Origin of the sequence: Burkholderia sp. 9120, assembly GCF_000745015.1 — a bacterium.
GTDB lineage: Bacteria > Pseudomonadota > Gammaproteobacteria > Burkholderiales > Burkholderiaceae > Paraburkholderia.
Genome location: NZ_JQNA01000002.1, coordinates 5422531 through 5446164, shown reverse-complemented (window position 1 = coordinate 5446164; position 23634 = coordinate 5422531). Strand labels below are relative to the sequence as shown.

Annotated in this window: 18 protein-coding genes and 1 pseudogene; 7 read left to right on the top strand and 12 right to left on the bottom strand. The window is 60.0% G+C overall.

Going from position 1 to position 23634, the window contains the following annotated elements:
* Positions 1–60 precede the first annotated feature (60 nt).
* A complete protein-coding gene (locus tag FA94_RS32375) occupies positions 61–1158 on the top strand; it encodes an NADH:flavin oxidoreductase/NADH oxidase (RefSeq protein ID WP_035559341.1) in 1098 nt (365 codons plus the stop codon).
* A 266-nt stretch (positions 1159–1424) separates the two neighbouring features.
* Here the strand turns inward: FA94_RS32375 and FA94_RS32370 are convergent, their stop codons facing one another.
* Positions 1425–2432, bottom strand: coding sequence for an NAD(P)/FAD-dependent oxidoreductase (locus tag FA94_RS32370; RefSeq protein WP_081936272.1), 1008 nt, complete (start codon positions 2430–2432; stop codon positions 1425–1427).
* 234 nt (positions 2433–2666) lie between these two features.
* On the opposite strand from FA94_RS32370, the gene FA94_RS32365 reads away from it, so the two are divergent.
* Positions 2667–3731 carry a MerR family transcriptional regulator gene (locus tag FA94_RS32365; RefSeq protein WP_051981001.1) on the top strand — a complete coding sequence of 355 codons (1065 nt, stop codon included), beginning with the start codon at positions 2667–2669 and terminating at the stop codon, positions 3729–3731.
* Positions 3732–3761: 30 nt separating this feature from the next.
* Positions 3762–4379, top strand: coding sequence for an RNA polymerase sigma factor (locus FA94_RS32360; protein WP_081936271.1), 618 nt, complete (start codon positions 3762–3764; stop codon positions 4377–4379).
* 126 nt (positions 4380–4505) lie between these two features.
* Here FA94_RS32360 and FA94_RS32355 read toward each other — a convergent pair whose 3' ends face one another.
* From FA94_RS32355 to FA94_RS32335, 5 genes are all read right to left on the bottom strand, one after another.
* Positions 4506–5954 (bottom strand): sensor domain-containing diguanylate cyclase, encoded by a 1449-nt coding sequence (locus tag FA94_RS32355; protein WP_051980999.1) that lies wholly within the window; start codon positions 5952–5954, stop codon positions 4506–4508.
* 162 nt (positions 5955–6116) lie between these two features.
* Positions 6117–6698 carry a hypothetical protein gene (locus FA94_RS32350; RefSeq protein WP_035559338.1) on the bottom strand — a complete coding sequence of 194 codons (582 nt, stop codon included), beginning with the start codon at positions 6696–6698 and terminating at the stop codon, positions 6117–6119.
* A 22-nt stretch (positions 6699–6720) separates the two neighbouring features.
* The gene (locus tag FA94_RS32345) at positions 6721–7530 is read right to left on the bottom strand and encodes a hypothetical protein (protein ID WP_035559336.1); all 810 of its coding nucleotides are present in this window, start codon (positions 7528–7530) and stop codon (positions 6721–6723) included.
* A gap of 166 nt (positions 7531–7696) precedes the next feature.
* Complete coding sequence (locus FA94_RS32340) at positions 7697–9064, bottom strand: sigma-54-dependent transcriptional regulator (RefSeq protein WP_035559332.1); 1368 nt, start codon at positions 9062–9064, stop codon at positions 7697–7699.
* Positions 9049–10473 carry a sensor histidine kinase gene (locus FA94_RS32335; RefSeq protein ID WP_408303813.1) on the bottom strand — a complete coding sequence of 475 codons (1425 nt, stop codon included), beginning with the start codon at positions 10471–10473 and terminating at the stop codon, positions 9049–9051. The genes FA94_RS32340 and FA94_RS32335 overlap by 16 nt, the downstream gene beginning before the upstream one ends.
* Positions 10474–10816: 343 nt before the next feature.
* Here FA94_RS32335 and FA94_RS32330 point away from each other — a divergent pair, with 343 nt between their 5' ends.
* Together FA94_RS32330 and FA94_RS32325 are read left to right on the top strand one after the other, a co-directional pair.
* On the top strand, positions 10817–12079 hold the full coding sequence (locus FA94_RS32330; protein ID WP_035559327.1) for an MFS transporter: 1263 nt from the start codon (positions 10817–10819) through the stop codon (positions 12077–12079).
* A 34-nt stretch (positions 12080–12113) separates the two neighbouring features.
* Entirely contained in the window at positions 12114–13364 is a 1251-nt protein-coding gene (locus tag FA94_RS32325; RefSeq protein WP_035559324.1) for an arsenic transporter, read from the top strand.
* A 377-nt stretch (positions 13365–13741) separates the two neighbouring features.
* Here FA94_RS32325 and FA94_RS32320 read toward each other — a convergent pair whose 3' ends face one another.
* The 4 genes and pseudogenes from FA94_RS32320 to FA94_RS32305 form a co-directional block, all read right to left on the bottom strand.
* Positions 13742–14950, bottom strand: coding sequence for a phosphorylase family protein (locus tag FA94_RS32320; protein WP_035559321.1), 1209 nt, complete (start codon positions 14948–14950; stop codon positions 13742–13744).
* Positions 14947–15405 carry a response regulator gene (locus FA94_RS32315; RefSeq protein WP_081936270.1) on the bottom strand — a complete coding sequence of 153 codons (459 nt, stop codon included), beginning with the start codon at positions 15403–15405 and terminating at the stop codon, positions 14947–14949. Before FA94_RS32315 ends, FA94_RS32320 begins: the two co-directional genes overlap by 4 nt.
* A complete protein-coding gene (locus FA94_RS38920; RefSeq protein WP_156126751.1) occupies positions 15386–18769 on the bottom strand; it encodes a hypothetical protein in 3384 nt (1127 codons plus the stop codon). Before FA94_RS38920 ends, FA94_RS32315 begins: the two co-directional genes overlap by 20 nt.
* 413 nt (positions 18770–19182) lie before the next feature.
* Positions 19183–19647: pseudogene (locus tag FA94_RS32305) on the bottom strand (GNAT family N-acetyltransferase); the annotation flags it as partial.
* Positions 19648–20151: 504 nt separating this feature from the next.
* On the opposite strand from FA94_RS32305, the gene FA94_RS32295 reads away from it, so the two are divergent.
* Positions 20152–20763: a DUF2878 domain-containing protein gene (locus FA94_RS32295; RefSeq protein WP_231585080.1), complete on the top strand. Its 612-nt coding sequence runs from the start codon at positions 20152–20154 to the stop codon at positions 20761–20763.
* 80 nt (positions 20764–20843) lie between these two features.
* Positions 20844–21530, top strand: coding sequence for a dihydrofolate reductase family protein (locus FA94_RS32290; protein WP_035559308.1), 687 nt, complete (start codon positions 20844–20846; stop codon positions 21528–21530).
* A 64-nt stretch (positions 21531–21594) separates the two neighbouring features.
* Here the strand turns inward: FA94_RS32290 and FA94_RS32285 are convergent, their stop codons facing one another.
* Complete coding sequence (locus FA94_RS32285) at positions 21595–22362, bottom strand: DUF4410 domain-containing protein (RefSeq protein ID WP_035559305.1); 768 nt, start codon at positions 22360–22362, stop codon at positions 21595–21597.
* Positions 22363–22865: 503 nt separating this feature from the next.
* Positions 22866–23294 carry a hypothetical protein gene (locus FA94_RS32280; RefSeq protein WP_035559302.1) on the bottom strand — a complete coding sequence of 143 codons (429 nt, stop codon included), beginning with the start codon at positions 23292–23294 and terminating at the stop codon, positions 22866–22868.
* Between the last annotated feature and the right edge of the window lie 340 nt (positions 23295–23634).

Here is a 23634-nt window from a genome sequence, read left to right as displayed (position 1 = left end):
TTCGTTATTCGATGTTTATCGAACTACCGTACAAGCTTATCCCAGAAGGAGTTGAACCGAATGTCCGCATTGTTCCAGCCGTACAAGCTCAAGGGCGTGTCCTTGCGCAACCGTATCGCCATTCCGCCGATGTGCCAGTACACCGCCGAAGACGGTCTGATCAACGACTGGCACCGCGTGCACCTCGCCGGTCTGGCGCGCGGCGGCGCGGGGCTGGTGATCGTCGAAGCGACGGCGGTGTCGCCGGAAGGCCGCATCACGCCGGGCTGCGCGGGCATCTGGAACGACGAGCAGGCGCAGGCGTTCGCGCGGGTGGTCGCGTCGATCAAGGCGTCCGGCGCGGTGCCGGGCATCCAGATCGCGCATGCCGGCCGCAAAGCCAGCGCCAACCGTCCGTGGGAAGGCGACGACCATATCGCTGAAAACGACCCGCGCGGCTGGCAAACCCTTGCGCCGTCGGCGATTGCATTCGGCGGCGGTTTGCCGAAAGTGCCGAAAGCCATGACGCTCGACGACATCGCGCGGGTTCGTGAAGACTTCGTTGCCGCCGCGAAACGCGCGCTCGACGCGGGCTTCGAATGGCTCGAACTGCACTTCGCGCACGGCTATCTCGGCCAGAGCTTCTTCTCGACGCACTCCAATCAGCGCGACGACGCGTACGGCGGCAGCCTCGACAACCGCAGCCGCTTCATGCTCGAAACGCTGGCGGCGGTGCGCAAGGTGTGGCCGGAACATCTGCCGTTGACGGCGCGTTTCGGCGTGATCGAGTACGACGGCCGCGACGAGGAAACCCTCGTGGAATCGATCGAACTGGCGAAAAACTTCAAGCGCGAAGGGCTGGACATGCTGAGCGTGAGCGTCGGTTTTTCGACGCCGACGGCGGCGATTCCGTGGGCGCCGGCCTTCCTCGCGCCGATCGCCGAACGTGTTCGACGTGAAGCGGATATTCCGGTGTCGTCGGCATGGGGCATCGATACGCCGGAACTGGCGAACCGCTCGGTCGAGAACGGGCAGCTCGATCTGGTGATGGTCGGCCGCGCGCACCTGGCCGATCCGCATTGGCCGTATCACGCGGCGAAGAAGCTGGGGATCGAGCGTCCGTCGTGGACGTTGCCGGCGCCTTACGCGCATTGGCTTGAGCGTTACAAGGTGGCCTGAATCGTGGGTTGAGTCTTGGGCTGACGGACGGCGGCGATGTTCGCTGCTGGCTGTCCGTTGCTGCGCCCGCCGTTTGCCTGCGATTGGATCGCGCGGGCGAACGGCGCGTTTTCGTTTTTTCATTTTCTCCCGCCGGACTTTGACGCGAACGTGCGGCGTCGGACGGCGTTTCTTGCGGCGTTTTGTGCATGCCGGTCGCTAGAAGCAACGGCTGCGCGTAAAGCACCGCCTGCCTGCGCCAACAAACCCGCTTCACTCTCCCACCGTTAAACCGATTGCAGCGCCCTCAGCATTTCATGCCCGAGCGCCCGCCCGCTCAACCACGCGCCTTCGACGCGTCCGCCGTTGAGCCAGTCGCCGCATAACCCCAAGCCATCCACCTCGCGCCACACGTAACCCGGCGCTGGATCGCCGTCGGGCGCCACGTCCGCGTGAGACCAGCGGTGCGCGGTCCATGCGACGGGCTTGCGTCCGCCGCATTGTTCGAACGCCGCCAGCATGGCCGCCGCGACCTGCTCCGGCGGCGTGTCGAGATGCGCCTCGCTCCACTCCGCTCGCGCATGTAGCAGCCACGTTTCCGGACCGCCGCGGCCGGGCTTGCTGCTGTCGCGCGCCATCCAGCGCAGCGGGCCGTGATTGACGAAAGCGGCGTCGAAGGCCAGCGGCAGCGGCGCGTCGAAACGCAGCATCAACGCCCAGCACGCGCGCATCACTGTGCTGCTGGCCATCACGGCGAGCTCGGGCGCGGGTGCATGCAGCAGCGGCGCGACTTGCGGCGCTGGCATCGCCAGCACGACGGCGTCGAAACGGTCGTCGATCACGCCGTGCTCGGCCGACCACAAGCGCCAGCCGCGCGGCTCGCACAGCACTTTCTCGATGGTGCAATCGGTGGTGAGCGGCAGCGTCTCGGCCAGCAGCCGCGCTGGCGCGCTCATGCGCGGCGTGCCGACGAAGCGCTCGATCTGCGTGGTGTGCGCGGTTGAGTTCGGCGCGTCCAGCACGGCGAGGCGCGCGGGCCACGCCGCCGCCGCGCCGGCCTTTTGCCAGCGCGCGACTTCGGCGCGAAACGCGCGGTCGCGGGCGGTGAAGTATTGCGCGCCGTGGTCGCACTGCCAGTCGCCGTCGCGTCGCGCGCTCATGCGCCCGGCCGGGCCGCGGCTGCGGTCGAACAGACGCAGCCGGCAGCCGGCGGCGCGCAGCGTCGTGGCGCATGACAAGCCGGCGATGCCGGCGCCGACAACCGCGATATGCGGGCGGGAATCAGAAATGTTCACGATGCGGCCTGCGTGGCTGAGTGGACGATCCGGCGTCGGCGGACGGCGACGGCGCGCGCCCGGGACCAGGAGCGGCGGGCGCGGCGCGGTGATTCGAGGCGGAGCATGGGATTGACGAAAAAAGCATAGCGCATCAAAAAAGGCGTTTCAAATGGAGGAATTGAGTCAATAAGTCGTGTCGGTGTAGCGCAATTTGGCCTATGCTTGAAACGAAGATGACCCATATGGAGTTTCATGGTGACTACGCATGACGAGCAATCTCCGATTCAACAGGGGTACAAGAGCGGCGAAGCGGCGCGCCTGGCCAAAATGCCGGTCACGACGCTGCGGATCTGGGAGCGCCGTTACGGCGTGATCGGTCCGGCCAAGACCGCGTCCGGACAGCGGCTCTACACCGAAGACGACGTTCGGCGCCTCACTTTGATCAAGATGCTGGTGAGCCGGGGCCACGCGATTGGCGCAATTGCGCGGCTCGATCGCGAGCAGTTGCAGTTTCTGGCCTCCCGCAACGCACGCGAAGGCGACGGCCCGCCGGACTTTAGCGTCGCCGACACCGTCGATATCAAGCTTGGGCTGGTGGGGGGCAATCTCGCGCAGCGCCTGCAAGGTTCTGGCGTGGATGTGCGGCGTTATGGCGTGAACACACTGAGCACGTTCGCCGACCTTGCCGACGCCGCCGCTCAGAGCGCGGGTAAAAGCGAGTCGATCGACGCATTGCTCGTCAACGTTGACTCGCTTCAGGAAGACATCGCGGCGCAAATCATTGCGCTCGGCGACGCGCATCAGGCTAAAGCGATGGCGGTGGTCTACGGTTTCGGCACCGGGCCAGCGGCCGAACTATTGCGCGTGGCGGGCGTGCGCCTGTATCGCGAGGCCGACGGCAGAACGGAATTCCGCCAGATGCTGGGCGACCTCTGCGAGCGCGTGCGGATTCAGGAGCGCACCGGCGACGACGCCGTCTGGTCGCGCGTGCGGCGTCGCTACGACGATCCCGAACTGGAGGCGATCGCGGCGCGCTCGTCGACGATTGCCTGCGAGTGCCCGCGTCATCTGGCGGAACTGGTCATGAAGCTGTCGGCGTTCGAACGCTACAGCGACACCTGCTCGTCCCGCTCGGCGCAGGACGCCGCGTTGCACCGTTATCTCGGCGACGTCAGCAACCGGGCGTGCGCGATGATCGAGGCCGCGCTCGAACGCGTCGCGCGGGAGGAGGGCTGGTTCGCCGCGCCGGCGTTGCAAGCGCAGGCGCAGTCGCCGTCGCCGCAGCAATCGCCGCTGCCGCAAGCCGCCACAGAGTAAACCGGCACGCACCGTTCCGAAGGAGGGGGAATGACACAGCATGCTTCGACGGACGTGAGCCTCTGCGCGCCCGCATTGGACGACCGGAGCGTGTATCTCGCGGCGCTCCTCAAACGCATCGCCAAGCGCGACGCGGTCGCGTTCGAGGCGCTGTACCGGCTGTCGGCGCCGTCGCTGTTCGGGCTGGCGGTGCGCGTGACACGCACCAGCGAATCCGCGGAAGAAGTGGTGCAGGACGGCTTCATCAAGATCTGGCGCTTCGCCGGTTCATACGATCCGGACAAGGCGTCGCCGTCGACGTGGATGTCGACCATCGTGAAGAACCAGGCGCTCGATTACCTGCGGCGCAATCCGTATGCGGGCGTGTACGTCGAGGAACTCGACGAACGCAATGCAAGCGGCGACGGCGATTTATCGCAGCAGGTTGCGCTGGATGCCGAACGGCTGTCGGTTTATCTCGGCCGCTTGACGCCCGGGCAGCGGCAGGCGATCGCGCTCGCTTATTTTCGTGGGCAATCGCAATCGGAAATCGCTCATACGCTGGACGCGCCGATCGGTACGGTTAAAAGCTGGATCAGCCGTGGGCTGGAGTCGCTGCGGGGTATGGCCGATCCGCGTCATGCGCGGGCTCGGGGTGGGTTTTATTGACGTGTCCGCTTCTGTCGTACGCGTCGAGCGACGAATCCATCACGGCTCACTAGCCAAGCCATGAAACCAGCCGCAAGTTTTCCGGTTTCCCAAACTGCTGCCAGCGATCGCGCTGAGGCGGTGCTGCTATCTGTTTTGCAGTTGATCCCCTGCAGAGACAACGGCGTTTCTGCCGCCGCGTTTGGCCGCATACAGCGCGGAATCCGCGTTATTCGTCAACTCCGCAAGCGATCGAGGATGCGCGCGACGGCCAGTAGCGCAGCCAATGCTCACCGTAAACCGCGCTAGCGTTCCGGAATTATCGATCGACCCGTTTTCGACCTCATGGCGTATCGCTTCAGCGACCTGCGCCGCTCCAGGTTCATCGGTGTCGGGCAACACGACGACGAATTCTTCGCCGCCGTACCGCGCGGTAAGGTCACCACGGCGAATCGCATGCTGTCTCATACACGCAGCGAGATGCTTTAATGCGAGGTCGCCTTGTGCGTGGCCGTAACTATCGTTGTATTGCTTGAAATGATCGGCATCGATGAAAAGCACCGACAGACAGCTATCGTTGCGACGAAGCCTTTCCCACTCGTTTTCGAGAAACTCATCCAGGGCACGGCGATTGTTGATACCCGTCAGCGGGTCTGTCTGGGTAAGCTCAGTCAGCAGGACCTGTGTTTTCACATGCTCCCCAAGCGCGAACGCAAGCAGCCATACCACGACGCAGAACGCAATGCCTATGCTTGCCGTGGATACGCCGACCATCCAGGTCATGCGTCTGGAACCGGCCAATATATCTGTTTCCGCAGGTGCGACAACGGCAATAAGGGGCGTGCCGGGAATGCGCTGAAATGTATATAAACGAACTGTTCCGTCGAGAGAGGATCGCGCGGCATAGAAACCGGAATCATGGTTCGCCATACGCGAGAAAAAAGTCGCCGATGTGATGGTCTGAGCCGTGCTGAGCGGGGGATTTCTTGCGATTACCGTGCCATCGGTACGGACAACCGCAGTGATACCGTGAGGGCCTACATCAAGCGTTGAAAGGAGCTGGCGGAAATAGGCAAGATCGATCGCGACCATGACAACACCGCCGAATGAGCCGTCCGGCTGGTTGATCCGTCTGGACAACGCAATGGCTTCGACTCCGCTTCTCGACCGTGCACGGTAAGGCGATGACAGATAGAGCCCCGCGTGTGCCGACTCGCGCTGAACCACAAAATAGTCCCGGTCGCTAAAATTCCATCGATGGGACGTACCGCAGCAGCCGTCGATTAGCCGTCCTTTGCTGTCTGTAACGCCAGCACCCGTCAAGTACTCGGCTGGGGTGCTGTTAAAGAAAATTTTATGTCGTACTGCGGAGTTCATGCTTTGCACAGCAGGATTCTGCCAGGCTGCAATTAATGTCAGAAGGGCATTGTTGAACGTTTCAAAGGTCCGCTCGATGTTGCTGACGAGAACGGAGGTAACGTTTCCAGACGTGTCGTGTGCATGTTCCAGTGCCTCGTTCCTCGCGGCCTGAAGCGTGGCGAGGCTGATCGCTGTGACCGCCAGTGCCATCAAAGTGCCCAGGACGCCGACGATCATCGGAGCCTTTCGACGAAGGCATCCACGATGATCAGGCGATTGCGGCGAGCCGGTCGAAGCTGGAAAATTGCCACTAGCTCCGATAACGGCATCGCCGGAAATAAATGTAGGGCTTTGCCCGACCGATAACGGGCGAGCCGGTCTTTTACGACCGGCGAACTGTCATTTCTCAATGCCCGGTCCGGACACGTCGTCGACGAGTTCAGCGATTTCATGAACGTTCACCGTGCGACCGAGCCGATTTTTGATGCCGTCACCCCACGCCTGCACATGAACCCCCGGCGCGAGATAGGCCGCAAGTTCAGCGGCGGCATGCGGCGGCATCCGGAGCGACGTGCCGTCATCCAGCAACGCGCCGCGTAATTCTCCCTTCGGACCGAACAGCGGCAATACGACTTCGCCTTGCACGTCTGCCGGTCGCGTCTTCATCTGAGGCGTATGTTCCTTCGCGTCATGATGATGCGGCGGACCGTCGTCGACGATCTCGACCGCGTTCTTCATGGTCAGTGAAATCGCCACGACGAGGTCGGCTGAGCGAGGTTTGACGCCGCGGACCCGCACGCTGTCGCCGATCGCGACATGTCTCGCGACACGTTTCGACAGATGCGGCGGAAAATGCACTTGCTGCGGCGGGCGGCCGCTGCGTTCGAGGATGAGGCCGTCGAGTTCGCCGTGCGGATTGAGCAGGAATTGCGAGACCTTGCCGAGGGTTTCGGGCAGGCAAGCGGGATCGATCCAATGCATGGGGTGCACTCCTTTGAATGAGTTACTGGGGCAAGTTGCCGTAAAGGGTGGTCAGGTTGCCCGGTGTACCGAATGCGGTGGCCTGCAGCGCCTCGCCATACCGGTTGCGGGTGCCGTAGCCTTGTGCGGCGATGGTCGTTCCTGGACGCAGCAGATTGGCAAACTGCAGGGCAGCGGGCGGAGTCAGTTTGATCACCGTGCCGTCGGCAAGCAGCACGCCGTCGGATTCGCCACGAGGAGCCGTCGTCACGCGCAGCACGCGCCCCACTGCGCTGAGCTTGACCAGCCCGATACCGGCCAGCGAACCTGGCAGACGCTGCGCATTGGCCGGCGGCGGCTGATCGGCAACACTGCGACCGCTTTTCGTATCGGAGATCAGGCTCGCGCGCAATGTGCCGTCCGGCTGTTGCGCGAAGCCGCTCACGTTGACGGTGTCCCCCGGCGACATCGTGCTGGCCACCTGGCTACCCACGTGCGGCGGGAAACGCACCAGGGTATTGTCGGCGAGCAGCATGCCGTCGACCTCGCCATCGGGATTGATCAGAAAACGCCGGACGACGCCGCTCGCGTTGGCGGGCGCGCCGTCGAGCGGTCCGTTATCACGCGCTTGCGGCGGTGGCGTCGGCGCGCCGGCACCTGGCGGAGCAGGCATCGGCGGCGCACCGTTCGACAGGTCTGGAATAGACCCGCCGGCGCCAGGCGGCATTGGCGCCATCGGCGGCGTTATTGCGCTGTTTTGCGGTAACGGCGCTGTTTGCGCGGCGCAAGCCGCAGTCGCCATCACGGCGAGCGCAAGCGTCGCCTGCGCAATCAGATTGAACCGGTTCATCATCGGACTCCTTCGACTGGAATGTCGTACGGGAGTCTTTGCAAGCCCTATGCCATTGTGCGATGCCTGCTACAGCAGGCCTTTCGCCCGCTGCGCCGCGGGAGGATGTCCGTCTGCTGGACATGGGGTGTCCGATAGCTGGACATCCACGCGGACCATCTGAGCAAAGCTAATCGAGCTTATACGCCGCCATTTTCGTATAAAGCGACTGGCGACTGATGCCGAGCCGGCGCGCAGCTTCCGCGCGATTGCCGGCCGTCTGCTGCAATGCGCGCTCTATCGCTGCACGCTCCAGCCATTCCATGGCCTGCGGCAAAGGCAGATCGAGCAGCGCGGAGGGAATCTCGCTGGCCGACGCGCGCGGCGCGCTCAGAAAGGCAAGATCGTCGTCCGTGACGAGCGGGCCGCGTGCGAGCGCCGCGACGCGTTCAATCGCGTTCTTCAACTCGCGCACGTTGCCCGGCCATGCGTGGACGAGAAGACGGCGCTCCGCGTCACCGCTCAAGCTTCGCGCCGGGCCGCCGAGGCTCGCCGCAGTCGCGAGAAAATGGGTGGCGAGCGGCAGTATGTCGGCGGGTCGCTCGCGCAGTGGCGGCAAATGAATCGGAATCACGTTGAGGCGATAGAACAGGTCTTCCCGGAACGTGCGAGCGGTGACCTCCGCCACGAGGTCGCGGTGCGTCGCGGCCACGATCCGCACGTCGATCGGTACGTTCGCATTGCTGCCGACCGGCGTGAGCGTGCGTTCCTGAATCACGCGTAGCAATTTGGCCTGCATGGGCAGCGGCAGATCGCCGATCTCGTCGAGAAATAGCGTGCCGCCGTCCGCCTCGGCGATCCGTCCGGTCCTCTGCGTCGCCGCGCCGGTGTACGCGCCTTTCACGTGGCCGAATAGTTCGCTTTCCAGCAGTTCGGCTGGGATCGCGGCGCAGTTGATTGCGACGAAGGGTCCGTGCCTGCGTCGCGAGGCGTCGTGCAGTACGCGGGCGGCGACTTCCTTGCCGGTGCCGGTTTCGCCGGTGATCAACACGGTCGAATCGGTGGCCGCTGCGCGACCGATCTGCTTCTGCGCATCGCGTAAGGCTTCGCTGTTGCCGAGCAGCCGCGGCGTGTTCGCGTCGCCGGGCTCTTCACCAGACGCTGCGGGTGCCGCGCCCGACAGGTCACCGTTCGACGCGACGATCTTCGCGAGCAGCGTCGCGATCGTATCGCGCCCGACCGGCTTCGTCAGATGCTCGAAGGCGCCCAGGCGCATGGCGTGGATGGTGTTGTCGCTGGTGGCGAATGCGGTCAGCACGACCACGGGCAGCGCCGCACGCGCGGGCATCGCGCGCACCCGTTCGAGCACCTCGATGCCGCTCAGGTCCGGCATCCTGAAGTCGAGAAACATGCAATCGATCCGCGTGCCGCTCTCGAGCAGGCTGAGCGCGTCGTGACCACAACCCGCCTGCGTCGTGTCGTGGCCGAGATCGCCGAGCGTTTCAGCCAGGCTTTCGCGGAAGGCGTCGTCGTCGTCGACGATCAGGATGTGTGGCATGGCATCTCGATCACGAAACAGGCGCCGTGCTCGCGCCCGGCATAGAAGGCGTGACCGCCATGCGCCACCGCGATCTCGCGCACGACGGCGAGACCGAGCCCCGAGCCGGCGGCGTCGCTGGTTACGAATGGCTCGAAAATGCGCTCGCGCTCGGCGGGCGGCACGCCCGGCCCATCGTCGGCAACTTCGATGCTTAAGGTAGCCGCACGCTGCGTCGCACGCAACGTGACGTGGCCACCGGTGGGTGTATGCCGCAGCGCGTTGAGTATCAGATTGTCGATAGCTCGGGCCAGCTGGGCGGCATCGAAACACGCCTCGTCGGGCATGTCGGCGTCCTGCGCAAGGCCGAGCATGACGCCGGCCCGCGATGCCGCGTCGAGATGCAATTCGACGCGCGCCATCAGCCATTCATGCAGGGCGACCGGTTGCCTGTCAATACGGATGGGCTGCGTGAGTGCAAGCAAACCGGACAACTGCACCTCCACCCTCTGAATCTGTTCGAGGATCGACGCCAGCGCGCGGTGCTTGCGCTGTGCGTCGCCGGCCAGCGCGTTTTCCGCTTTGAGCCGCATCGCGCCGATCGGATTGCGGATTTCGTGAGCGATTTGCGCTGCCAGCCGGCCGAGTGCGGCAAACCGCTCGGCGCCCGCGAGCTTTTTATCGAGTTCGCCCGCTTGCTGCTGCAGTGCCGTGGTGCGTGCACCGTACGTGTTGAATGCGACGACGATCTTGTCAAGGTCAGGCTCGCCGGTGGGCTCGATCGGCGTGAAAGGCGCATTCGGGTCCGTTGATTTGCTCAGGCTTTTCTCGACCCAGGCAAGATTGGCGCGCCAGCGGCGCAGCCGTGTTCCCAAAGCAATCGCGATCGCGACGATCACGGCGAGCAGCACCGCAAGCCCGGTGACGAGTGTCTTGCCGTATTGACCGAGCGCTGGCCGCACGCGCGTAAGCGTCCAGGCAAGCAACCCGGCACGCCTGGGCACCGGACAGGCCGAGACGATCACGGCGTCCTGCTGTCCTTCGACAAAGTCAGACGCCGCGTGACCGCCGGCCGCCGCGCGAAGGGTGCGCAGAATCAACGGCGTCTCGGCCTCGGGAATATCCCGCTTGATGCCACTGCCCTCGTAGGTCGGAAACGCGTACGCGTCGAAAACGCCACGCGTGCTGTCCGTCGAACGCCAGAAACCGCCTTCGACGCCCGGCATCTGTGCGAGCACGACGTCGAGAATCGCGTGCATCAGATCCGTGTTCGGCGCGCTCTGCGCATCGGCGATCCGTTCGACCGAGAGGTCGTAGCGCGACGCGACCGCCTTGCAACCGGTCAGCGTCTGTTCACGTGCGACGCTGATTTGCCGCTCCAGATTGCCTTGGGCCATAAACCAGACGAGCCCGATCAGGAGTGCACACATGACCGCTACCAATAGCCAGAAAACCACGAGCTGGTTAGCGAACGAGAGGCGCAATCGGGTTGCGGGCATGGATGTGCAAGGAACGAGGGGGCTTTAAGCATAGCAAAAACCCGGCCCGCCACGGGCCAGGTAATGGGCGATCCCTGCAGGTGTCGCGATCGCGGATGCTCGTGCACCTGGCGTCATTGACTGCTGTCGGTTTGCTGGACAGCGAGTGTCCAGCAAACCGACACCTGCGAATGCGCGGGTGCGTGCCGGCTCCGTCCGATGCGGCACGCGCGGATGGCATAGGGGTTGCATAAGGCTCCTGCTCCTGGCTCAACCGTCGTGATCGTGAGGCACCGTGAAAACCCGTCGCGCACTCGAAGCACTGAACTTCTTCATGGCCGACGTTCAGGCCGGCATCGGTCCGTTTCTCGGTGTGTTTTTGCAAGCGCGCGGATGGGGCACGGACACGATCGGCACGGTGATGAGTATCGGCGGCGTCGCAGGAATGCTGGCGACATCGCCGGCCGGCGCGCTGGTCGATGGCACCCGTCACAAGCGTGCCTTGATCGTGGTCGCGGGCGTGATGACTGTGCTGGCGTCAGGATTGTTGCTGGTCTCTCACGGCTACTGGATGGTCGCGGCCTCACAGGTCGCCACCGCGATCACGGGCGCCGCTATCGGGCCGGCGATGGCCGGCATCACGCTGGGCGTCGCGCGGCAAAGCGGCTTCGACCGGCAGTTCGGGCGTAACCAGGTGGCGAATCATGCGGGCAATGTCGTGGCCGCGGCGCTATCAGGCTGGTTGGGGTGGCGCTACGGTTTCGGCGCGGTGTTCGCGTTGAGCGCGGTGTTCGGCCTGCTGTCGATCGCGGCGGTCATGATGATTCGCAGCGACAGCATCGACCATCAGGTGGCCAGAGGCCTGGCGCCGCACGAATCGCACGAATCGCACGGCGCTTCGACCGATGGCGAAGTCAGCGGCTTCCGGATTCTGGTGCAGTGCCGTCCACTGCTAGTACTCGCGGCGGCGCTCGCGATGTTTCACCTGGGCAACGCCGCGATGCTGCCGCTCTATGGCCTCGCGATCGTCGCAGCGCACCAGGCCGACCCGAGCGCGTTCACCGCTGAGACCGTCGTGATCGCCCAGGCGGTGATGTTGATTGCGGCGATGCTCGCTAGCCGGCTGATCCGGTGGCATGGCTACTGGTGGGTCATTCTGCTCACGTTCCTGGCGCTGCCGGTGCGCGGACTGATCGCCGCCTCGGTAATCCACGCGTGGGGGGTGTGGCCTGTGCAGGCGCTCGACGGTATAGGCGCCGGCCTGCAAAGCGTCGCGGTGCCGGCGTTGGTCGTGCGCCTGCTGAGCGGCACCGGCCGCGTCAACGCCGGACAAGGCGTCGTGATGACGGTGCAGGCAGCGGGCGCCGCGTTGAGTCCGATGCTCGGCGGTCTGCTTGCTCATCACTTTGGTTATCCCGCGGCCTTCATCGCGCTCGGTGCGATTTCGACTGCCTCGCTGGCGCTGTGGCTTTGTTGCGGCGCAGGGCTCCGACGCGCATGCAGCACGCGTGGGGGCCTGGATGGCCATGGAATGGACTCGACGCCGTCTGCCTCCTAACGACGGCGCTTATTGATCTACGGAAATCTTATCGGTGAATTCACTCTTTCTTTCGTGGGGTATTGCGGCGGCGGCCACCACCGGCGTGATCGTACGCCCCTTCAAATGGCCGGAGGCCGTATGGGCGGTCGCCGGTGCCGGGCTGTTGGTGTCTCTCCACCTGTTACCCGTGGATCTCGCGATTCGGGCGGTCAACAGGGGGAGCGACGTCTACCTCTTCCTGATCGGCATGATGCTGCTCTCGGAAGTTGCGCGCCGCGAGGGCCTGTTCGACTGGGTCGCAGTGTTAGCGGTCAATCATGCCAAAGGCTCGCCTCGCAGGCTCTTCCTGCTGGTGTACCTGGTCGGCGTGGTGATCACCGCGTTCCTCTCCAACGATGCCACCGCCGTGGTGTTGACACCCGCCGTGTTTGCCGCCGCAAAGAAGGCCAGGACGCCTCCGCTGCCGTTGCTGTTCATCTGTGCGTTCGTCGCGAATGCGGCCAGTTTTGTGTTGCCAATCTCGAACCCGGCCAATCTCGTGCTGTACGGCAATCACACGCCGGCCCTGGGTGCCTGGTTGACGCGCTTCGCCGTGCCTTCGCTGCTGTCGATCGGCCTCACCTATGCGCTGTTACGCTGGACTCAACGAGAAGCGCTTTCAGGCCAATGTGAGGCTGATCTGGAATCGTCGAAGTTGTCAGCGAGCGGGCGCGTTGCGCTTGCTGGTATTGCGGTAACCGCTGCGGTTTTACTGACCGTTTCCGCGTTCGATATTCCGCTCGGGTGGCCGACCGCGACGCTCGGCGCACTGACCGCCATGATCGTGCTGATTCGGGAACGCAAGTCCCCGCTGCCGATGATCTTCGAAATATCGTGGAGCGTGTTGCCGCTAGTGGCAGCTTTGTTCGTGCTGGTCGAGATGCTGGATCACACCGGCGTAATTGCCGCGCTGGCAGCATTGCTGCAACACGCGGCGCTACATAGCGAACTGGCGACTGCGGCGTCCGCGGGAGGCATCATTGCTATCGCGAGCAACCTGATGAACAACTTGCCAGCAGGTTTGATCGCAAGCTCAACTGTCATGCAGGCTCATGGTTCGAGGCTCGTCACTGACGCACTGCTTATCGGTGTCGACCTGGGTCCAAATCTGTCGATCACCGGTTCGCTCGCGACAATCCTTTGGCTGAACGCAATTCGCCGCGAGGGAGAAGACGTGGGTTTTATGACGTTTCTGAAGGTCGGCGCAGTGGTGATGCTACCGACGCTTGCCTTGACCTTGTTCACGCGGATAGTCGTGGGTTAGATCGTGCATCACCAGCAAACACCACTTAATCAATGGACAGCGGCCGTTCGGCTCAAGACTGCGAACGACGACTCATCGCCGCAAAGGGCCTCATGCCATCGGGACACATCGCCTAAACCTCACAAGGCCGCGAGCGGCAACTCACGACCCGTAACAGACGTTCAGGATTTCTCTAAACCGACGTTCGCGCTCGCCGAGCGGGGGCTTCGACTAACTGTAGCCTCCGGTGCGATTTCAACGAAGTGATGTTCGTATAAGAATACAGGGCCGCCAACGTATCTCAACAGGCCTGAACATGGTGACCGTCGCAACAGTTGACCCCAGCTGTGCCGATAACGCGTTAGCGGTATGTCCAAACGATATCGGTGTAACTCAGATCACAAAAATCTCACCGCCCATTCGTGCAACATCCTGGCTGACGTGTATGAGGCGTAATTGTGCCAATCATCGTCTTTGTGCTCATCTGCAAAGTCCGATACAGCTTTTAAGATGAAAACATCTGGCCGATTCTGGCCGATGTACTTGGCAGCGCAGGCTACACCATAGCCCTCCATTTCAACGGCTACCACCTTTCGATTGATCGCTTCTAACGACTGGGAAACGTCCTTATCAGCGACTACAGCAGTGCCGGTGAACATGGGCCCCACTTTTAGAGCTAACGGATGCTCAGGTTGAGTGCCTCGAAAACCAGCTTTGATACTTTCCGCGAGGCCGGTAGTGCGAGAGAGTCTTCCTAATTGAGATATTAAAATTGGATCTGTGTCGATCACTCGCGGTGCCGGACGAAAGGCTGGTTTGCCATCGACCACTGCATGCTTTCCGTTCGTATAGTCCCAGACCGACTCGGCGGCAACCACATCACCAAGATTACAGCTACCCCGAATACCCCCCGTAATTCCGGTCATTGCGACGTAACGTGGTTTAAACCGGGCGACTGTCGCGGCAGTTAGTGCAGCTGCCGCTGACATTCCCGGCTCCATGCAGGCTGCGGCCACCACAGATCTTTGACCGCTTTTCGCATGCACCACTCCGCGAAAAAAAACGATGCAATCGTCCGTCGAGTCTATCTCGCTCAAGTTCCAAGGAAGATCCAAAATCGCTTCCAACTCGGGCTCGTAAAGGGCGCATACAACAGCCAGGTCAATTCTTTCCTGACCTGTCACGTGCTGTACCGTGGTTGCAGAAGCTACGTGTTCGAGGAATCGACGCAGCCGTTCCTTCCAAACATTTGACGCTCCGTCATAGTGGATGAAACCAAAGGCGTTCTCAGATAACGCTTGCCCGCATTTTTCATCAGCGTCCAGATATTGAGACAACCCAACAATGTATCGAGGGCGATGCAACAGGCCATTCAATTCGATTTCGCGAATGAGTCTTCCACCACCCGCGGCATCGGGCTCTTCACCCTTTCTGATAGGTATCTGGATGTCCAAGATAGCAGCGTCGAAATGGGTTTGAACAAGTAGACGCTTCGCGGAAACAAGATCCTCAGCTCGATTAACCGTATGACCTGCACTCATTACTATGCTTTCGACGGCCTTAGCTTTATCGTCGTCGTCTTCAACCAGTAGGACATTTAGTTTCATTCTATTCCCCTCATTCCACTAATCAGTTCTTTTACCCGCCCCTTCCACTCGCTCGATGCCGCATTATAGTAGACTAGGCCAATGTAGTTTTTGTCGTAAGTGCTTCGCAATTGTCTGTCAAGTTCAAGTGCAGTCACTTGATTTTCACGCTCTCCGAGCACTTCAAACATTGTGAACACAATAATACGCTGCGAAATTCGACGGCTTGCGATTTGCGCGAATATGTCTCTGCCTGCAAACGGGCGAATTCTGCCGCCGCCATCTGCGGGAGCGCGATCGAATGTAGGCATCGTCATATCTAAAAATACAACATCGTAACGCTGCTGAATAATCGCTTTGAGTCCGCTCTGATACGATTTTGCCTCGACACATTTTGAGTCGCGGTAGGTTTCGATCAGAAACGTTACCAATTGATGCCGCTTATTATCGTCATCCTCAACCACTAAAATGTTCATCGAATGGGCTCCCACCTGTGACGCCGATTTTTAAAGAGAATTCCGCTGGATCATTGTATCCAAACCACAATCTCAAAGTGCTACCAAAATCAATTCTAACTATTTTTGCGATCTTAAAGAATCCTGACCCACCCTCTCTGCGGACCGTATCGGTGGTTTCGTCTGCTAACACTAATTGAAGGCGATGTTGCAATTTTTGATTTTCTTCGATGACATTTACTGGGTCTGTTACAGTGCTGCTCAATTCGATATCCATTGAATTTTTCGTCTGCCGTCGACCGATTTTTGCGAACACTTCTCCCTCCGATTTTCCACAGTGCTTTAGCATGTTATCAAGAGCTATGAAGAAAATTTCCACGACACCCTTGAGTGTGGAACCGGGGAGTGTCATTGGCGTCTCAGAGGTACGCGACAGTTGCAATGTGTGCTGCGGATAGCAGCGACGGACCATCTCTTGAGCGACGTCGACTGCGAAATCAAACTGATAATCAGAAACATCGACTTCTGAATTTCGTGTGAACCACTCCGCAATGTCATCGATTTCACTTTGTACGTCGGTGCGAGCGCGCAATAGCGCAGTTCTAAGACGCTGCGAGCTCGGCGCTTCATGAACAGATCCAATCTCGTTCAGGCATGTGTCAATTACGCTTGAAAATTCATATTTAAACTCAGATTTAAGAATGCTCCGAAGATTAGATAGACTCGAATCGGTTTTCTTCCACAAAAACTCGAACAGTACGTCAAGCGCGTTCCCAGAACTCTTCGACGCATCAATGGCGCGCCCTATGTCGAGAACCTCTTGATTTGTAACAGTAAAATTAAAGAAGCCCTCGTGATTTTTATCTTCGGTACGAATCTGCACCCATTTGTCGCGCAACTTTGCAATCAGGTCATCACCTGATTTGGACAACGTCCGAAGAGCTTCATCCATGCGTTCTATATCGTTCGAATTTACCCTGTCGTCGGCGAAGGACTTCGTCCAATATTCGTTGGAATCATAGTCACCGGATTTCCCCTTTTGCGATGTTAAGTGCCACTTCTCCAGCACACTACGTAATTGTCCGGAAAGCGTACCGTGGCGAATCCCGACACTCAGGTAAACATCTAGGCCGTGCTCATTGCTTGAGACGAAGCGCTCGCGCACTAGATGCACAAGTTGAAGTAACGCACTGTATCTCTCATTGCGCGGCAAGACAAGAACGACGCCCCCATGCTCGAGATCCCTGGCTAACCGGATAACGACGTCGGAATAAGGTGTTATGTCTTTGGGCAATGTCATAAAGCGTGTGTAAAGCTCGCTAAAATCCTTGTCGACAGAATTACGAATACCTTCTACGTCGACTTGAATCCGGCTTTTTTCGATCGCCTGCACCCCTTTCCGGATAAGCTGCTTTTGTGTTATTTGAGCGATTTCATCGGCGTAAACGGATCGTCGCGCTTCATCTAGCTCAATCAACCACTGCAAAATTGCCACTCGTTCATCGAGAACTTCAGATGGTGTTTCATATGCAACGTGCGAATCAATTATCTCTGGCTTACACATCGCGTATAGGAAAAAGGCGATGACTTCCGGAGACACACCCGGCAACCGCGATCGCATGGCACTTGGACGATCTACACCCATGCTCATCAAGAATTGTTCGCACCGAATCGGAATATCACTTTCTGCAGCGGTGCTGTAATATTCGTTAAATAACCCGAAACATGTCGTCGTATAAATATCGCAGCCAACCAGACTTCCTTCAGATAATAACTCATTGTGTAGATAGATCACCTCTCCAAGCTGGATCCGAGCCGATAGTTGAGGCCGGGTGCAAAGAGCTTCCGCCGCAACACGTGCCGCCTCCGTCACATCCCCTTTCTCTAGATTAAACGTCAAAAGCGAAGTGGTGATTGAGAGAGCATCGATCAGATCTATCTTTTCGGCAGAGTGCGTCAAAGCATTAAGCTCTCGAATCGCTCCATCGAGATCACCGCTCTGCTTTATCGCACTGGCTTGGTAGCGAATAGCGCGCACACGAGGAATCAAAATTTCCTCATCGGCCGTAAGGGAGGGATGGCCATTGGGTTTAAAAGCTAGGAATTTATATGTCAAACATCTTGCAACGAGACGATCCGATGCTCGTGCTCCAAAGAGGGCAAGATGAAGACGCGGGCTAGCGGCCGGGCCATTAAGAAGCCCGAGGTCGAATGTTCCTTCGCGATATTTTCTGCCGGTCGCTGTAGTTTCATGGCAGGCGAGTGCAAATATTTCAATCGCCCATCTACTGTATCCGAACATATGTACCGATTTAATTAGCTGATCAAATGCGCGGTAGGTCCGCGGGCCTTTGATCAACAGCTCGATTAGATGTTGTCGAATTAAACTAAAGCCACGTGTCGCATCGGTGGATCCGCCGAATCGCGCCGCGCACCTGCAATATAGCTCCGTAAATGACGTCTTCTCGCAATAGGGTAGTGCATCGATCCTATTTCGGACAGACTCATAATGACCTTTGGTGTAATCATCCATTATGGACAAATAGCGCCGAATTGATTCGCTCTTTTCTCCTAAAAAATTTTTCCCTAAACTCTTTGCCCGATTCAGCTTCATTAATAAAGCTTCTAAGCGATCGTCTCGGATTCTCTCGCAGAGCGCTCTTGTGGCTTGTTCGAAGTGAGGGGTTAGCTTTTGATGGGTTGAGCTTGCGGCCGCGAGCTGTGCTGCGCGAACGAAGGTCAGATATCTATCGATTAGTGGAGATCCTCTCTCGTAAACCAATACGGCGACGAGATTGGTTATCTCACTACCCAAGTAGAATCCAGTGTGAAAATTAAAATATGATACGCTTGAGTAGCTGTCCTGCCCCTCCGCGGTAAAGGACTTGCTGACTGCAGCATGGTAGCGGGCCGGGGAGACAGCGCGTTCGGCTTTGAGACTGAAAAAATATGCAAATGTGCGCAATGCGCTCGCTACATCCTCGCGCTTTCTTATTTCACTGGCGAATGCCTTTTGTGCATCCACGCCTGATACGAGTTCGAGTAAAGAAAATCGATTGGAGAGCGACCATAACGAAAACCCAAACCGCAACTCAATCCTTTTTAACAAAGAGAGTGCGGCATCAAATTCGCCACTCAAGACTAGCCCGTCAAACTCCTCTTCAAGCGGAATAAATTCATTTAATATATCAGAAAACGCACGAACTTCTGCCGCTGCTAAATAGATATCCTCGCGAGGGCTTTCGGAATAATAGATGTTCGACCAATCGCACAGATCGGCATAATCTTCTGCGTGAATCTTGCCGAATACGGGGTTGTTTACGGGCAGTGTTCGGCGCAAATCACGCGCCGCACTGCACATCGCCTCGAAAGGTAGTGATGACAATGCTGCATAGGCTCGTTTGGGTCCGTTGTTTCCGTCAGACGCATACGCGTATAGCTTCTGAATAGGGTTCTTACGGCTTTGGCGAATTACTGGTGCTCTACTCAATTGCTCCCCCGACACTCAAGTGCGTGATGCTTTCTGTATGTCTAGCTAGTCACGGCGAGCCGGAGTGGGTCGGCCTACTCGACTGCCGAAAGTGACGTTCCGGTTGCCCCTCTGCGCAGCATTGTCGGCGATCTAGGCGTGATAGTCGATTGGCCGCTCATGGCCGACTCTTGCCCGACGCGGCGGACAGTCACCGGCCCTCAACGGACCTCCAGCTTTCTCGATAGCGGACGCTGAGATAGCTATGCCGGTCTGCTTGCTCGGACATATCGGCGATGCGTACCACGTTGAGCGGCCGTGAGAACTCTTCAGAGCGCGCGCTGCATCCAGACCGAACTCACGTAGCGTCCGTTCTTGAAAGCGTACTCAGCAAACGTCCCAACTTCGGTGAACCCTGCTTTCCGATGAAGCCGCACTGAGGCTTCGTTTGGTAGGGCGATGCCAACGACGGCGCAATGCAGGTCCTCTGCCGAGATTTCTTCAAAAAGACTTTCATACAACACCGACCCCACGCCACGACCTACCGCTTTGGGGTCAACATAGATGCTCGTTTCGATCGTTTTTTTGAAGGCTGGGTGATTACGATATTGCTGGCTTCCTGCGAATCCAAGCAATCGCCCCGATTCGGTAGCTACGAATAGCCTGTGCGGGCCTGAGCGGTTAAACGAGCCCATCCACGCGCTCACCGCTTCCTTCGGCATCAGCTCCTCGTCAAAGGTCGCGTACGAGTTAGAAATGTAGTGGTTGCGAAGTCTGAGAAGCGAATCAAGGTCCGCGCATCTGCAGGCCGGATAATCATAGGGCGTTCTATTCGAAAAAGGTTGCGAAGTCCCGACGCGAGTCGATCAGCGATGAACCTGCATTCGCTAGGCATTCGTCGCAGTCATTTCTATCCGGCGTGCCGCGACAGGCGAGCGCCAAGATGCGGAGCGGGAACGTCGCCGTGATTGTCGCGGATTTCAAGGTCTGCGTCGAACGGCCGAAAATGGCCGATTGTTGCCGGATGTGCGCAGCTAGCTCGGACTGTGCGGCGGTCTGCTGATGCATTTGGAGGGGAGACTTGGTCTGCGACAGATTCACTACGGCAATGGTGGAGGTGGCAATCCTCGTCTGACAGAGCTTGCACCAGTCATCCCACGTCCTGAGTCGATGTCCCAGCGCCGCGCATCCATCGTGGCGTTTCACGCGTAATCACAAGAGAGCCGCACAACGGCATCCACGCGTGCCCTCTCGCAGCGCCGGCACGGCGAGACCATCACCCTCAACGGACCCATCGCATGCAATCGATGAAAACATCCCTCGCCAGCCTCCTCGCGCGCGGCAGCAGCGGCACGGCAGCCGGACTCTACTTCGTAGTCTGCCAGGCCGGCTGGTTCGTCTGCGTGCTGAGCGCCGCGCGTGGCGCTGGCTGGCTCGGCATGTTCTTCGCGGCGTGCGCTGTCGTCTGGCATCTGACGCGTGTATTCGAGCCCCGGCGCGAAGCCCGCTTGCTCGCGGCAACAGTGTGCGTCGGCATGATCTGGGAGAGCGTGCTGGTCTACGCAGGCCTGCTGGTCTATCCGAGCGGCACGGTGATAACCGGTTGCGCGCCGTACTGGATGAGCGCGCTGTGGGCGCTGTTCGCGATTCAGTTCAATGTGGTGTTCGCGTGGTTGCGCGCGCGGCCGGTGCTGGCCGCTGTGCTCGGCGCGCTCGCCGGACCGCTGTCGTTTCGTGCCGGCGCCGCGTTGGGCGCGGTGCATTTCAATCGGCCGCTCGCAGCATGGATCGCACTCGCGCTCGGCTGGGCCGTCTTGCTGCCCGCACTGCTGCAACTCGCGAAACGCTGGGACGGCGTGCACCGCGAAGCGAAAACGAAAGCGAAAACGCATCCGCAGCACTCCAGCTAAGTCAGCAAAAACACGCCATCGCGGAACGCCCCTTGCTAAAGGTCTATCGATTGAATCGACCTTACACGGAGGCTTTGCGCATGAAACCTTATATCGTCGCTCACATGATGTCCTCGCTCGATGGCCGCAGTCTCACCGACGGCTGGCATCTCGACTTCGCGTCGGATCTGTACGAAGACACGGCGGCCACCTTCGAAGCCGACGGCTGGATCTGCGGCCGCGTGACCATGCAAGAAATTTCGCACGGCGACGATTATCCGAAGGGTCTTGCGAAAGGCACGGTGCCGCGCACGGATCATATCGTCGAGCGCAATGCCGCTCAGTACGCGATCTCCATCGACCCGCAAGGACGTGTGGCCTGGAAGAGCAATACGGCGTTGAAATCGCACGTGGTCGAAGTGTTGACCAGCCAGGCGAGCGACGACTATCTCGCGTACCTGCAATCGATCGGTGTGTCGTACGTATTCGGCGGCGAGCATGAGCTCGATCTCGGCAAAGTGGTGCAGACGCTCGCGCACGAACTCGGCGTGAAGAAGCTGATCGTGGAGGGCGGCTCGCATGTGAGCGGCGCGTTCGTGAACGCGGGCCTCGTGGACGAAGTGAGCGTGCTGATCCTGCCGTTGGTGGATGGCCGCAGCGAGCATCCGTCGTCATTCGAAGTGGCCATGGACAAGTGGCAAGCGCCCGCGTATCTGACACTGACATCAGTCGAGAAAACGCAGCACGATGCGGTCTGGCTGCGCTACACGAAGTCGGTGAAGGTATAAAAAAGCGCGGCGCAGTGAGCGTTGTTCCGCTCCCTGCGCCGCGCTTCGCCACCTTCCAGACCGCTTAGCCCTTCGCCTGTTGCGTCGACAACCAGCCGCCGCTCACCCCGATCTGCGCGATCTGTTTCGCGACCGCGTCGCCGAGGCGTTTCGCATCCGCCGACACACCGGTCTTCTTCGTTTCCGACACCGCGTGCAAGCCGCCGCCCACCGCCGCCGACGTCGCGATGCTGCCGGCCGCCGCGCCTACACCACCAGTTGCTACCATGCCGGGCGCTTTGCCGCTGTCGCCCGAAGCGCTGAAGCTTTGCACGAGACGGGCTTCGCCGCCCGCCGGTTTATACAGAATCTGCACCGAACTGCTCACCTGGCTTTTGCCCGCGCCGAGGCCGATCAGAATGCGGCGACGGCGATTGCCCGAGTCGATCGTATCGAAGCTGCCTTGCACGAGCAGCACGTTCTGATCGGCGGGCGCGGGAATGTCCGAGCGGATCGCACGCAAGCCCATCGATTGCAGTTGATGCACGATTTCGTCGGCCACCTGTTCACGGACGGCGAGCGCATCGGCAGCCTGTTTTTCCGCCGCCGATGATCCGTCCATCTGCGTCTTCAATTTCTGCAGCATGCCGCCGTCGAGTTTCACCTGATCGGAATCGGTGTCGAACGTGTAGACATAAATGTTGTCCGGCCGCACTTGCGGTTGCGCGGTGGCCGCGCTTGCATTGTCGATGTGGCCGCTGGCGCAACCGCTCAGCAGCGCGCTGCCGCACACCATCGCGATGCAGGCCAGACGGGTGGTCTGGTTCTTGAGGAAATTCAGTGAAAGCAACATGGTCGTCCTGTCGTCGGCACGCGGGTGCCGCTATGTTCGGGCGTCTCGTTCGGCGATCGGGCAACCGTAGGATCGTTGATCACCGGCGAGACGCACTCGCACGTTAAGCACCTTGATCTCATGCGTTCGTTTCTTACGCACCGGCAGCGAAACGAAGTATGGGCGAGGCGCTGTTGCAACTCCATTCGACAATTATTTCGCGCCATGTCATGGCGCGAAACGTAGGGAGTTCCGCGTGATTCGGACGTCAGTTCAACGCGAGCCTGACGATGCAGCAAAGAACGAAGACGAGTAGGGCGGCGGCAACGGCCATGTTGAGCGGGTAGCGCATTCTTCACCAGGCTCTAGCGTTTCGGAGCCTCCATCCTAATCACCTGACGGAAGATGAAAAGTAGGCAGTGAAGCGGCAATGTGGGGCAGCTAACGCATCCGGTCGAACAGCTTCGCGTTGTGCGTTGGCGGTAACGCTTCCAGTTCGAGGTCACGGAAAAGTCGTTGCATTGTCATCTTTCCGGACCGGCCGGCGCCTTGCTCGCGGCGGCAAGATCTTCCGACAGACTGGTGCGCAAGGTAGCAATGGCCTGATCCGGATTGGCGGGCTTCAACTGCTCGCGCGCCAGCGAGTCGTACACGTAGTGACGCAGCATCGGGTCCTGCGTCTTGCTCAACACGTCGTGATACACCGCGACGATCTCACCTTCGTGACCGTTCATCGCATAGAGACGGCGCAGTTGTTCCAGATCGTTGATCACCGCGAAGCCCGCGCCGCGCGGTCCCATCGGACCATGCGGCGGCGGTCCGTCGCCGCGTTGCGGGCCGCCGCCATGGTCGTGGTCGTGCATCGATGCAGGCGGCGCTTCCTGCGTGAATGCGGCCGTCGCGGTCAGGCTCAGGATGGCGGCCAGCGCCGCGCCGATAAGGCTTTTTTTCATGGTATCGCTCCCATTGAATGAGGGTCGACGCAACCGTGCGCCGACCCATGAGCAACGATAGTCGACACGCCGTTTCGTAGGGTTACTGAAGCCGCGCTGTAACTTACTGAACCTTGCCTGCGAAACGAGGGGAACGGTCGGCGCCCTGAAGCGCCGGCACGCACTCCAGGGCTCGGCCTGCTGGCGCAATATGGCCGGATGGCGCATGATTGACCCGATGTGCCGTCCGACCCCAGAAGCAGTAAGCCTTTGCGGGACGCGCGGCGCACGCCACGCCGCTGGTGCATGCGTCATGGCACATAACACGGCGACGCACCGCCGGCGCGTACTCAACCGTTAA